Origin of the sequence: Belliella kenyensis (assembly GCF_022549675.1) — a bacterium.
Classification (GTDB): domain Bacteria; phylum Bacteroidota; class Bacteroidia; order Cytophagales; family Cyclobacteriaceae; genus Belliella; species Belliella kenyensis.
On sequence record NZ_JAKZGR010000003.1, the window covers coordinates 317,747 to 331,398 of the forward strand.

At 37.7% G+C, this 13,652-nt stretch carries 6 protein-coding genes; 1 reads left to right on the forward strand and 5 read right to left on the reverse strand.

Annotation, left to right across the window (positions count from 1 at the left end):
* Positions 1 to 244: 244 nt before the first annotated feature.
* The 5 genes from MM214_RS04760 to MM214_RS04780 form a co-directional block, all read right to left on the reverse strand.
* Positions 245 to 2,563: a GH92 family glycosyl hydrolase gene (locus MM214_RS04760; RefSeq protein ID WP_262916582.1), complete on the reverse strand. Its 2,319-nt coding sequence runs from the start codon at positions 2,561 to 2,563 to the stop codon at positions 245 to 247.
* Between the two features lie 141 nt (positions 2,564 to 2,704).
* Positions 2,705 to 4,210 carry a RagB/SusD family nutrient uptake outer membrane protein gene (locus tag MM214_RS04765; protein WP_241292628.1) on the reverse strand — a complete coding sequence of 502 codons (1,506 nt, stop codon included), beginning with the start codon at positions 4,208 to 4,210 and terminating at the stop codon, positions 2,705 to 2,707.
* A gap of 23 nt (positions 4,211 to 4,233) precedes the next feature.
* Positions 4,234 to 7,383: a SusC/RagA family TonB-linked outer membrane protein gene (locus tag MM214_RS04770; protein ID WP_241292630.1), complete on the reverse strand. Its 3,150-nt coding sequence runs from the start codon at positions 7,381 to 7,383 to the stop codon at positions 4,234 to 4,236.
* 227 nt (positions 7,384 to 7,610) lie between these two features.
* Positions 7,611 to 8,639, reverse strand: a complete 1,029-nt coding sequence (locus tag MM214_RS04775) for a LacI family DNA-binding transcriptional regulator (protein WP_241292632.1) — start codon at positions 8,637 to 8,639, stop codon at positions 7,611 to 7,613.
* A gap of 442 nt (positions 8,640 to 9,081) precedes the next feature.
* Entirely contained in the window at positions 9,082 to 9,678 is a 597-nt protein-coding gene (locus tag MM214_RS04780) for a hypothetical protein (RefSeq protein ID WP_241292634.1), read from the reverse strand.
* 205 nt (positions 9,679 to 9,883) lie between these two features.
* On the opposite strand from MM214_RS04780, the gene MM214_RS04785 reads away from it, so the two are divergent.
* Entirely contained in the window at positions 9,884 to 13,585 is a 3,702-nt protein-coding gene (locus MM214_RS04785) for a helix-turn-helix domain-containing protein (protein ID WP_241292636.1), read from the forward strand.
* Positions 13,586 to 13,652: the final 67 nt, after the last annotated feature.

Sequence of the window (13,652 nt, forward strand, 5' to 3'; positions counted from 1 at the left end):
GAAAATTGTAAAACTAATTATGCTCTTGAGACAAATGAAAGATCAAGATGTAAGAAAGTCTTTGACAGTAGAGATAACCGTCAAAGACTTTTGTGTATTAAATAACTAAAATTCGCAGACCTTTCAGGTTTTTTTGACTAACAATCAGTTATTAGGAATAATCGAGTTAAACCTGAAAGATTCTTTTGTTGCTATAAATCAATCGATTACAACATTTTCTTACGGATTTTAGAAAATATCAAACTTATTTTTCTCTTGACATAGAGAAAGGTAGATCTGATTCCTTAACTCCTCTGTTTTTATTCGGATTCTCATCCATAGTGAAGGAAATTGAAGCACCATCCATCAAAGTTTGATGCTTGATGAAGTTTTTGGTATATTCTTTTCCATCAAGTTTCATAGATTTCACATAGCGATTGTCATGATTATTATTTTCAGCTTTGATATTGACTTTTTTTCCATTTTCAAGTTCCAAGGTAACAGATTTGAAAAGAGGGCTGCCGATGATGTACTCATCTGTGGCTGGGCTGACAGGATAGAAACCTAAAGCTGAAAATACATACCAAGCCGAAGTCTGTCCATTGTCCTCATCCCCACAGTATCCATCAGGCGTAGGAAGATACATTTTATCCATGGTTTCCCTTGCCCAATATTGAGCTTTCCATGGTTCATTTGCATAGTTGTAAAGATAAATCATGTGCTGAATAGGTTGATTGCCGTGAGCATATTGTCCCATGTCAGCTACTTGCATTTCTCTAATTTCATGAATCACACTCCTGTAGTAACTTTCATCAAACACTGGTGGTAAGGTAAAGACATTATCAAGTTGCTCTACAAATCCTTTCTTGCCACCCATTAGGTCTATTAGGCCTTGTACGTCATGGAAAACAGACCAGGTATAATGCCAGCTATTTCCCTCAGTGAATGCATCTCCCCATTTGAATGGATTGAAAGGTGCCATGAAGTTTCCGTCTTTCATTTTCCCTCTCATTAGTCTAGTTTCTGGATCAAAGAGGTTTTTGTAGTTTTGACTTCTTTTCTTGTAAAGGTCTACAATGTCTTTTGGCTTGTCGAGTGCCTTGGCAAGCTGATAGATGGTAAAGTCATTGTATGCGTACTCCAAAGTTCTAGCAGCATTTTCATTGATATTCACATCATATGGAACATAGCCTAGCTCATTGTAATATTCAGCCCCTGCTCTTCCTACCGCAGTAAGAGGGCCTTCATTATTGGCACCGTGAAGTAATGCTTCAAAAAGTGTCTCTACATCATAATCAGCCTGATTTTGCTTGCTTAATTTCAAGTAAGCATCAGCTACTACAGAGGCGGAGTTGTTGCCGATCATTACATTTCTCAAACCAGGGCTTGCCCATTCAGGTAACCATCCACTTTCTTTATAGGCATTGACCAATCCTTCTTGCATTTTGGCACTTAAACTTGGGTACATCATGTTCAAGAATGGAAAAAGTGCCCTGAAAGTGTCCCAAAATCCCGTGTCTGTAAACATATAGCCTGGAAGTACTTCACCATTGTAAGGGCTATAGTGCATTACATCCCCATTGGCATCTATTTCGTAGAATTTTCTTGGAAAAAGTAGCGTTCTATAAAGACTTGAGTAGAAGGTTCTAAACTGATCTGGTGTACCACCACTTACTTTTACCCGTCCAAGTTCCTTATTCCATGACTGCTTACCGGCAGTTTTTACGGCTTCGAAATCTTGTTCACCAATTTCTTTCATGTTGATTTCAGCTTGCTCATAGCTGATAAAAGAAGAAGCTACTTTAGCATTTACTCTTTCACCTCTTTTGGTTTTGAAACCTATCACTGCACCAACATGATCAGCTTCTATTTCTAATTGCTCATCTAATTCTCCAGAGGAAAAAGTTTGATTGAAAGTGAATTCCTTGTCAAAGACAATTACAAAATAGTTTTTGAAGTTTTCTGGAACTCCACCACTGTTTCTTGTGGTGTAGCCTATGATTTTTCTTTCTTGAGGAATTACTTTCACATAGGATCCTCTGTCAAACGCATCTACTAGCACGTAAGCACTGTCTGTTTCAGGAAATGTAAACCTAAATCTTGCCGCCCTTTCAGTAGGGGTGATCTCTGTGGTGACATCATGGTCTGCCAAGTACACGCTGTAGTAGTATGGTTTCACGATTTCTGCTTTGTGTGAAAACCAGCTAGCACGGTCATCTTCATTGACTTTGATTTTACCCGTTATGGGCATCAATGAAAATTGACCGTAATCGTTCATCCAAGGTGAGGGTTGGTGTGTTTGCTTGAATCCTCTGATCTTATCAGCAGCATAAGTATAGGCCCAGCCATTGCCCATGGAACCCGTCTGGGGAGTCCAAAAATTCATTCCCCAGGGTAAGGCTATCGCGGGGTACACATTTCCATTCGAAAAACTTGGCTTTGAATCGGTTCCTATTAGCGGATTTACCCAATCTACTGGATCTTGTTCCAAGACATGAAAATCTTGTGCTGAAACCATGTATGGAAACAAGTTGCTTAGGAAAAGCAAGCAATAAAGGCAGAAATTTAAAGGTTTAAACTGCATGACGGTTTGTGATTTGTTGAGGTACTTTTGGTTTTTGAAAGCAATTTGCTCATGACAAAGTTACTCGAAAGTCCTTTGCCATGAGCAGGTTTAATAGGTTTGTTAAAGAGCCTTACTGATGTTTTGATACTTTTTATAGACTTACCATCCTGGGTTTTGAGTAAGTTGATTGTTGTTGTCAATTTCTCTTTGAGGAATTGCAAAAAGAAGGTATTTTTCGCTAAGTGTCGGTCCATAAGAAAATCTATGACCTACGAAATCTTCAAAGTCTCCAGTGGCTAGGTTAAGTACTTGTCTTCTTCGAATCATGTCAAACCATGTTTTGTTTTCAAATGCAAGTTCATGAAACCTTTCTTTCCAAATAGCCTCTCGAGTAAGAGAGCTTGCGTCAAATGGGGCTAGGTTAGCTCGATTTCTTATCGCATTGATAGCTTCTAAAGCATCAGAAGTAGTTCCATTGGCTTCAAATTCAGCTTCTGCAAAAGTTAGTAAGACATCTGCATACCGGATGAAAGTAAATCCAAGATCACTTTGAGCAGTGTTGAGTACGGCTTCTTCATCGAAATATTTGTAAATGTAATGCGCCCCAAAAGAAACCTCTTGAGCGGGGTTGTTGATATTAGGGTAAGAAGTATAGTAGAAGCCTCTTTCTGCCACTCTAGCATCACCCTCTTCGTGGGTGTTGATAAAAGCAGCAGTGGGGTACATTACGCCAAATTCATCTGAAAACTGTGAGATATTTCGACTTCTTGGCAAAAGCCAAGCTGTCATTCCACTAGTAGCAAGACCAATCAAGTATTGATTTTTGAAGATGATTTCACCCGATAATTGTATATTCGGATCATGCAATTCATCGTATGTATCAAACAATCTGTAGGTATTCTGATCGATAACCTCTTTTGCCTTTTGTGCGGCCAAAGCATAGTAGTTGTCTCCAGCTTGAAGTGGAAATCCAGCCATGGTCAAGTAGACTTGAGCTAAGGTGGCTTTTATTGCACCTTGGCTTACCCTACCATTTGTAGTGCTGGCCGGAATACTGCTTTCTTCCGCAAATTGTAGATCAGAGACGATGAGGTCATAGATGTCTGCAATAGGGGATCTGCTTGGATACAATAGGTCAGAATCAGCATCCACAGGTACAGTGATCAAAGGAATATCACCAAATAGCCTTACGAGGTTGAAATAATGGAAGGCTCTCATGAAATGTGCCTCAGCTATGAGGTTTTGCTGGGTTGTTTCATTCATTAGGATGTTTGGAATCCTATCGATAGCCAGATTTGCATTGGCAATGGCTCTGTAAGATTGCTCCCACCATACATTGAAATAGTTGTTTTCAGAATTGGTGGTAAGATTTCTCAGGGTGTTATTGAATTGACTTTGTCCCACCTCTGTATTGAGCAAGCCTGTAGGGAATTCCAAACTCATAAATGGGCTTTCACCATACGTACCAGCTCCATTAGATACGAACCTCAGGGCACTATACAAATGATTGATAGCTGCTTCAGCATGCTCGGGAGTCTGGAAATAGTTCTCTTGAGTATAATTGGATTCATTTCTTTCTTCAAGAAAATCAGCGCAAGAAACACTCAGGAAAGTGCCTGTAAGAATCGCGAAGTATTTTATGTTACTATATATTGACTTTTTCATCTGATTTCTATTTTAAAGGACATTTAAAATGATACATTAATACCTAGGGTGTAAGTAATGGGCTTAGGATAATCATAGAATGTGATCCCTTGTGCAAATGCGTCTCCATAAGTACTTACTTCTGGATCAAAGCCTGTATATTCAGTTAAGAGGAAAAAATTCTGTACAGAAGCATACACTCTTAAGTTTCTGATGTGTAATCTTTCCAATCTTTCTGGGGAAAAATTGTACCCTAACAGCAAGTTTCTACCTCGTACAAAAGATCCATCTTCCACCATTCTAGAGTCAATATTTGATTGGAAATAAGAGCGAGAAGGCCTGTTTTGTGCCACCATCGTTTCTTGGTTTTCTGGTGTCCATCCCTCTAGCACCGTGGCAAAGCTGTTTGCTTGACCTGTTCTGTCTTCGGCAGCGTGCTTGGCTAGGTTTAGGATATCATTTCCATAGCTATATTGTATATCGATGGTAAAGTCAAAATTTTTGTATTGGAAAGTATTGAATAATGCTCCAAATCCCTTTGGAATACCATTTCCTAATATTGCTCTGTCGCTGTTATTGATCTGACCATCTCCATTGAGGTCTCTATACTTCACATCACCAGGAAGTAGACCATAAATAGCAGCTTCATCTGCTTCGTCACTTCCCCATGTACCTTCTCTCACCAAGCCATAGAATGAGCCGACTGGCTCGCCTACTCTCAGAATGTTAGTGTTTGATAAGAAAAAGGGGCCAGGAAAAATATCATCATTTGCAGCTCCTAATGCCAAAACCCTATTTCTATTTGTTGAGATATTGAAAGTAGTCGTCCAAGTGAAATCACGTGTTTCGATGTTTACGGTGTTGATGCTGAGTTCTATACCTTGGTTTTCTATGCTTCCAATGTTGGTATAGATACTTGCAAATCCACTACTCGTAGGCACCGGAGCACTCAGAAGCATGTCAGAAGTCTTTTTGTAGTAGTAATCTGCTTCTAGCATCACGCGGTTATTGAACATACCAAATTCCAGTCCGATATCAAATTGAGCTGTTTTTTCCCATCTCAAATTAGGATTGGGCAAAGTTCCAATTCCAACACCTGGAGCTCTTTGTCCACCAATAACTGCAGTAGAATTACCCATGCTTGCAAGAGATTGATAGACCCCAATTTCCGAGTTTCCTGTCACCCCATAGCTACTTCTCAGCTTCAAGTCTGAGATAGCTGTGACGTCTTGCATGAAGCCTTCTTCAGCTACCCTCCAAGCAAAGGCTGCAGAAGGGAAAAATGCAAATTTATTGCCCGTTCCAAACTTAGATGAGCCATCAACTCTTCCAGTAAAGGTGAATAAATATTTGCTCATCAAATTATAATTGAATCTTCCGAAATAAGAATTCATCGCCCACTTGTATCTATTGGATTCAGGAGTCAATGGATCTGAACCAAGTCCTAGGTTGTTGTACAAATAGAAATCATCTGTAAAACCTCTAGCTCCAGCTCTGCTCGTAAAGTAGTCAAACTGCTGCCAACTGATCCCTAAAAGTCCACTGATGGCATGGTTTTCATTCAATTCTTTTTCGTAGTTAAGGTAATTTTCAAATTGCCAATAATTGGTTCTAGTATCTCTTACCCAAGCCTCTCCATTGAAGTCGGCACTAAGTTGCCTTAGATCCTTGCCAGAGTACCAGCTTTCTTTAAAGTTATTGATATTGATACCTATATTACTCCTCAGTTGTAAATTGTCATTGAACTTGATGGTACTATGCACATCACCTAGTACTGTTTGGGTATTATGTATATTTTGTCTGTTTCTAAGAAGATTTACAGGATTTTCACCGCCTTCCATGTTTGGATAGTCGATGTTGCTACCATAAGTTCCATCTGCATATTGTACTGGGATGATAGGAAGTGTCTCGATCATCATCCTCAAGGGGCTCAAGCCACCTACTGATCCATCGACTCTGTTTTCTTCGATATGATTGAATGTCAAGCTGCCACCTACATCTAGCCAGTCTTTGACCTTACCATCCATTACAAATCTTCCAGAGTATCTTTTTAGGTAAGATTCTAGGACGATACCTTGCTCATCTGCGTAGTTCATAAAGAGTCCATAGGAAGTGTCTTCATCTCCTCCTGTGAAGGAAAGGGAATGGTTTTGGCTGAAGGCTCTTCGTGTTGCTTCATCTTGCCAATCTGTATCGTACAAGGGGTTTCCATTCGAATCGAAAAGGCTGGAGTTATTCCTATAATTTATCGGATCTTCATACCTTCCTGCTGCCCATCCTTGAGGATCAAATTTTTGTGAGTTATTGAATGAGTTTTGCTCCACTTGCAAGAATTGCTCAGAATTCAATACATCTATTTTGTTGGCGATTTCTCCCATGCTGTAAAAGCTACTATAGTTCACTTGTCCACCATCCTTACTTCCTCTTTTGGTAGTGACGATAATGACACCATTGGCTCCTCTTGCCCCATAGATAGCGGTTGCTGATGCATCTTTCAGTACTTCCATGGAAGCGATGTCGTTTGGATTTAGGTAGTTGATAGGGCCAGCACCGATCACACCATCTACTACGTATAGTGGACTATTGCTCGCGTTTACAGAGTTGTTTCCTCTGATTCTGATATTGGTGTTGCCACCTGGTCTACCAGAATTAGTGGATACATTGACCCCTGGTGCTCTACCTGCAAGGGCTTGCTCTACGTTGGTTACTGGCCTTTCTTGAAGACTTCTTGAGCTTACTGATGAGACAGAACCTGTGAGGTCTGACTTTCTTTGTGTCCCATAGCCTATCACCACAACTTCTTCCAGAGATTGTTCATCACCCTGCATTTCTACATTGATGGTAGACAGATCTCCAACTCTCCTTTCGATTTGCCTCATTCCCATGAAACTGAATATCAAGATTGAGGAGTTGCCGCGTACAATGATTTGATAGTTTCCATCAATGTCTGTTACTGTACCGTTGTCTGTGCCTTTTTCTACGATCGTCACACCAGGTATACCTTCCCCAAGATCATCTATGACTTTGCCAGTAATGGCATTGCTGGAAGCCTGACGCGCCATAGTTGTATCAGGAGTGATAAGTAAAAAAGAAAAAATAAGTGTAAAGTAGAGTATCAATGGGGTTGATCGGATCAACCTACCCAAGTTTTGGACAGATTTCCAGGGTGATAGAAGTAAATGGTTGTTTCTCATTGGGTTTTAGTTATGATGTTAAATAATAGATCAGTGGGATTTTCCCTAACTTCTCCGTTGGTAATAGAAGCTCTTCAAAGCTAAATGCTTTTAGCTATATTAAAAAAATATGACGAGCTTTTTTTTAAAAAAAATGATAAAAGGCTGAATTTTTGAGTTATATAATTCGTGAAAATGAATAATAGGGACGATTTTTTATTAAAAAATTATAGAAAATAATTGTTCTATCATACTTTTTTTGTCGAAGATCTGACATTCAAAGAAACAGGCAACTCTACTTTGACGGGTTTCCTTTGGTCTAACTCCAACTCCAATGTTTCAAACATTAACTCTATCAGCTTTGTAGCTATTGCAGACTTGGGCTGCACAATGCTTGAAATGGACGGTGTACTGAACTGAAAAAAGTCATTGTCATCAAAAGCCATTACAGCTAAGTCATTGGGAATAATAATACCTCTGTCCTTGAGTAGCTTGATGCCTCTTATTGCCAAATAATTGGTGGCAAAAAATATAGCGTCAAGTTCAGTGTTCTCGTCCAGAAACTTACTCATAAGTTTGTTTTCTTCACCCGATTTGAAAGCATAGAAGGGGATTTTGAGAATTTTTGAAGGCATATTTTGATTGATGCACAGGTCTTTGTATGCCTCTAGTCTATCGTGCATTTGAGATTGGTCTGAATCCAGCGTAATAAATCCAATGTTGTGAAACCCGCTGTCAATGAGGTGATTCAATCCTAATTTGGTGCCATCATAGTTTGCGATGACTACATGACTACAATCGACTTCTGGGAGGTACCTGTCAAACAATATGATGGGGGCTTGCTCTTCGCATAACTCCTTTACGAAGTTGACATCCAGTCCATTGGGAGGAGTTATGATGAATCCATCAGCTTGCAAGTTTCCAAAAAGGTTGATCATTGACATGGTTTTGTCTGGATCATTATTGGTGCTGCAATAGATGATTTTGTAATTTAATTTTGAGGCTTCGTCCTCTATTAGTTTAGCAATATTGGCAAAAAATGGATTGGAAATATCCTCTACCATAAACACGATGAGGTTAGATTTCCCTGTTCTCAAACTTTTTGCAAGCTGATTAGGCTGGTAGCCTATTTTTTTTACATGACGCTTTACTTTTTCAATCATTGCTGGACTTATCCTATTTTCCTCGGCTTTACCATTGAGAACAAAGGAAATGGTGGTAACGGAGATACCTAGATCGTCTGCAATTTTCTTTATAGAGTATTTTTTCTTTGCCATGTAAATTTTTTCAGCCCCTAAATTATAAATGATATACTTTAAATCAACGCACCATTCCATTTGACTTTGATTTTTCTTGAAAAGTTAATTCCAAGAATACCACATCTGGTTCGATTTTTAAATTTCAAACATCTTTTTTTTAAGCTGCTTGTTGTGTTTTTCTTTCTATAGCCCCATTGGAATTCATTGGTATCTGGGATTTAAATAAAAAAAATATGATTGTACGCTTCTTTGCCAGTAAATCAATTTATTGACTCATTCGGTGGCTAATGGTCAATATCCACAAATATCAAATATCAATTAATATCGGTATTTAGGTAAATCGGATTTTCTCAATGTTACTGGCAAAGTTCCGTATATACATAAAAAAAAATGCACCATTTGAATATTGGATTTTTAAGGGAAATAAATATTCTTCAATTTTATTTTCTGACGATTTAAATCAATCAAACCTTATCACTGACAAGTGAGCTTTTTCAAAGCTTCCATTTTCGATTTCAATTTCTTTTCCTCCCATGCTCTTGTATGTTCCTGAAAATATTCCTCCAAACTCATAATGGGTTAATATCATACCTGCTTGGGATTCTGATGAAATTTTCACGATTTCAGTGATTTCCAAATTCACATCTTTACCTGTCAAAACTACATCCATTTCATTTACTACCTCACTTTGATAGATTTCAGATTGCTTGACATTTACTTTCCCAGGCGTCATGTCAAAGTCAGATAGGTTGAATTGAATTTGCAATTCATTGTTGGACCCTTCACTTGCTTTTGCATAAAACACCACTGCAAATGCTCCATTGCTTATTTCTGTTCCACCTTGAGATTCATTTACGTCGACTTCACGCTCCATATATTCTAAATCTTCAAGTTCCAACTTCAACTTAAAACTTGAGTTACTTGGGGATTCATTCATCGACTTTTCTTCGGTTGAAATAATGTCTTCTGAATACGTGTCTACTTTTTTATCTCCTTGACATGCACTAAACATAGACATGACACCTATCACACATGTTTGAATGATGATTTTTTTCATAAGTCTTATTTGGATTGGATGAGGATTCAAAAATAACTAAAAAATAATAACCCTTGTTTATTTGTATTGATTTGATATTGTTTTGTTTTTTTCTGAATCAAATCAAGATCCATCTCATCTCTTTTGAGATGCTCGAATGAAAGTGGATAAAGATATCTTAACTTTAGCTTAATTTTCAAGCCCTGACTTCTCTGTATTTTTGCATATGTATATCAGCAAATTATTGACGAAGGGTTTAATTGTTTTTTTTTGTGTATTGGCTCATCCTACTTTTGGTCAAAATCTAAAGTTTAAGACATATCAAGTTCAACATGGACTTTCTAATAACTCTATCAATGTGATGATCAATGACCCCTCTGGAGGAATTTGGATAGGCACTTGGGATGGATTGAATTTTTTTGATGGGAATGAGTTTAGCGTCTTTAGTCATCAATTGGGCAATCCAAGTAGTCTTTCAGGGAATTATATAGTGGATATTAAGTTTGATCATAAAGAAAATCTTTGGGTTTGGGCAGACCCTGAAAGCGTGAGTTTGAAAAGTTCAGCAGAAGGATTTACAAATTTTAACTTCAAGAGTAGAATTGCTAGCATCAATCTGAATAAGCTTGGAAACCTATTAGTTTTCTTAGCTGATGGTCATAAGCTGGAGTTTTTGGGTGGGGAATTTATTTCTTGTAAAAACTGTGAACCTAGACTTGAATCAACCTCAACGTTACCTGTTCCTATTTCAAAAGATAAGTTACTTTGCAGTTATAAAGATAAGTTGGGAAACCTTTGGTGGGGGACTAGGTCAATGGGACTTTTTTTTGCAGCTTACAATTATGATTCAGGAAGTCGGGGGAATATTAAACAGTTTCATGCTGATCCATACAACCCATATGGTCTTAAGAGTAGTGAAGTAACATGTATTATAGAAGATGATTTTGGAAACATCTGGTTGGGACTCAAGGATGGAGGTATAGCACGTATGCTCAGAAATGGGGCGCTAATTGAGCATATTTTTGCGCATCCAAAAACGAATCCAGAATTGGTAAACGAAACAGTCAGAGCTGTGGCTCAAGACAGGAATGAGACCCTTTGGATGGGATATTATACCTCTGGTATATACTATAGAAAAAAAGGTGAACATGTGTTTCAAAAATTGTTTTATCCAAATTCGCTAAGTGATGAAAATTGGAAAAGAACGAGGTCAATTTTCGAAGATAGTGAAGGAACTTTGTGGGTAGGAACTTATCAAGGTGTATTTACGATCAAGAATGATAAAATCGATAAGATTTTTGATGAAATTAGCCATTCTGGCTTCATTAGGAGAAACTACGGCTTTGCAGAAGATGTTGAAAAAAAGCAAATCTGGATTGCATCTTGGGGAGGTGTTATGCTTTATGACATAACTAAAGGGACTTTTATTCCCTTCCAAGGGCAAAGTCAACTTAAAGATCAGCATGTCAGAAGTGTAAGTTTTTATAATGGGAAGCTTTATGTAGCCACTGAAAAAAGTGGGGTGATAGTTCTAGATTCTGATAAAACTATTTTTTTTGATTCAAATGATGGATTGCTTGATAATAGTACATACGCAGTTTTTAGGCATTCAAAAGAAAGAAAAGTATTTATTGGAACTCATTCAGGAATTACCATTTGGGATGAGGACACAGGAAAAGTATCTTATATCACCCAAAAAGACGGTCTTTTGAGTGACTTAGTATATAGTCTATTTGGTCATGATGACAAAGTTTGGTTTCATACTACCAAAGGTGTAGGTTATATCAACCTTCTTGATTATTCCATCCGAACTTTTCCTCCTGATGAAGGGTGGCAATCATCTGAGTTTTCTGAGGGTGCTTCTTTTCAATCAGCCAATGGCACTTTGTTCTACGGAGGAATAAATGGAGTGAATTATTTTCATCCGGATTTAATTGACTCAAGACAATTAAACCCTATTTTTTTTGTAGAGCAGGTAAGCAATTACAAAGCAGATCGATTTGAGGCAAAAATCAAAGAGATTGCTTTTGGGGATTTTTCAAAAGGGAAATATGAATATAGGATACTTCCTAGCGAGCCACAATGGAAGAGTGTGCAAGAGGATGGGAATTTATATATAGATAAACTTAAGGATGGGGAATATTTGCTTGAAATAAAAAATCTCAATGATTCTTCTGGGGCAATGATTTCAAAGACTTTTCAAATAGCCTCTCCAATTTATACCAAGTGGTATTTTTATGTTTTTCCATCTATAATCCTACTAGCAATATCGTTGTTGATCAGGCAGTATCAGTTCAAAATAGTAAGAGAAAAACTGGCTCGCAAAGTAACGGAAAGAACTGCGGTAATTGCTGAGCAGACTAAAGCACTAGAAAGACAGTACAAAGACTTGGATTTGAAAAATAAAGAAATTGAAGCTCAAAAAACTCGGTTATTAGAATTGCACAATAGACAGCAACATTCAGACATGGAAAGAAATGAATTTGTTGAATTTTTACTAAAAAAGATTAAGCCACATCTGATTGATTTAAATATGGTGCTAGAAGAAGCAAATTTTAGAGATTTAAATTCAAAAGCTTTAGCATTCAAGTCCTTGTCTCCTGTGATGTTATTTATGGAGGATTTAGAGACTGGGAGTTTTATCAATCAGCTCGACCCACCATCAAAATCACTGACCTTGCTTCCAGATCTTTTTCATGCTTTAAGTAAAGACCTTGAGCAAACCTTGGTAAAACACCAGATTGACTATTCCTTCTCCGAAGATTTGTGTAAAGAGTGGGTATTGCTAGATGTAACTAGATTAAAGCTGTTTCTGCAATACCTTTTCAAGGGCTTAATTCGATTTCTTGATAAAGATTCGTTTTTGGATGTTTTTCTTTATTCTAGTGCAGATGTTTTTTACTTTCAAATGAAAACGGATAGCCAAACTTTGATAGATTCATTTACTGAGTTTGACCAATATAACTTGAATCTCCAAGCTTCTCGAAAAGTTCTTATCGAAGTAGATGGGACTATGCGGTTAGAAAACTCCCAAGGAGAGGTTATGTTTTTCATTTCGATTCCATTTAGCGTTTTGGAAGAGCAACAGCTTGTTTTGGAACAAAGGCATTGGAAACACTTGGATTTGAAAAATCAAATTCCAGCTGGGAAAAAAATCGTACTTCTTTATGGAAAGCAGCATGAATCCGATAGCTTGGTAAAACTACTCGATCCAGGTCATTTCTTTCTGATCACAGAGCACGAGTCGGAAATGATAGATTCTGCTCTTCTTGCGGTCAAGGTAGATGTTTTGGTGATTTACAATGAGAAGATTACTGATAATGTGGCCACGCTTCTCAATGCAATCCAATCAAAAGACCATCTTCACGCTGTTCCTGTTGTATTTATCTATGAGCACATTTCACCTTCACTTCAAGAAAAGCTTATGGATATGGGCGTAGGGACATTTGTAAAACTTCCCATGGGGGTTGCCCTAGTCAATAAGACTATCAAAAATTTGATCAAAGAAAAAAAGCAAAAAGATAAGCCTTTCATCATCGATAAGGTTTTGAAAGATGTTGACGAATCTTTACCCTTAAGTCCAAATGAGAAATTGGTCAGAGAAGCATTTGCAAAGATCAGGGCTAGTTTTTCCAATCCTGATTTCAAACTTGAATCTTTGGCTGATGAAATGAAAGTCTCTAAAATCAAACTCTATAGGATATTCAAAGAGATCATTGATAAGAGTCCTTCTGATATCATCATTCAACTTCGTATGGAGAAGGCAGAAAAGCTATTACAGCAAAGTCAAATGAATATTTCGGAGATAAGCTATAGCTGTGGTTTCAATGATCCCAAGCATTTTAGCAAGCTTTTCAAGAAATATCATGGTGTGAGTCCAAAGAGTTATCAATTGAAAACCTCGAAGGGTTTGTTAAACGCCCATTAAGCCTGTATTACGGCATTATTACTGATCAGATAGACGTGTTTTTTGGTTGTGTTTATACACCAAATTG

Excerpts from the sequence above, each read along its gene's own strand:
- MM214_RS04785 (WP_241292636.1), top strand. The coding sequence starts at position 9,884 with ATGTATATCAGCAAATTATTGACGAAGGGTTTAATTGTTTTTTTTTGT.
- MM214_RS04760 (WP_262916582.1), bottom strand. The coding sequence starts at position 2,563 with ATGCAGTTTAAACCTTTAAATTTCTGCCTTTATTGCTTGCTTTTCCTA.
- MM214_RS04770 (WP_241292630.1), bottom strand. The coding sequence starts at position 7,383 with ATGAGAAACAACCATTTACTTCTATCACCCTGGAAATCTGTCCAAAAC.
- MM214_RS04780 (WP_241292634.1), bottom strand. The coding sequence starts at position 9,678 with ATGAAAAAAATCATCATTCAAACATGTGTGATAGGTGTCATGTCTATG.
- MM214_RS04775 (WP_241292632.1), bottom strand. The coding sequence starts at position 8,639 with ATGGCAAAGAAAAAATACTCTATAAAGAAAATTGCAGACGATCTAGGT.
- MM214_RS04765 (WP_241292628.1), bottom strand. The coding sequence starts at position 4,210 with ATGAAAAAGTCAATATATAGTAACATAAAATACTTCGCGATTCTTACA.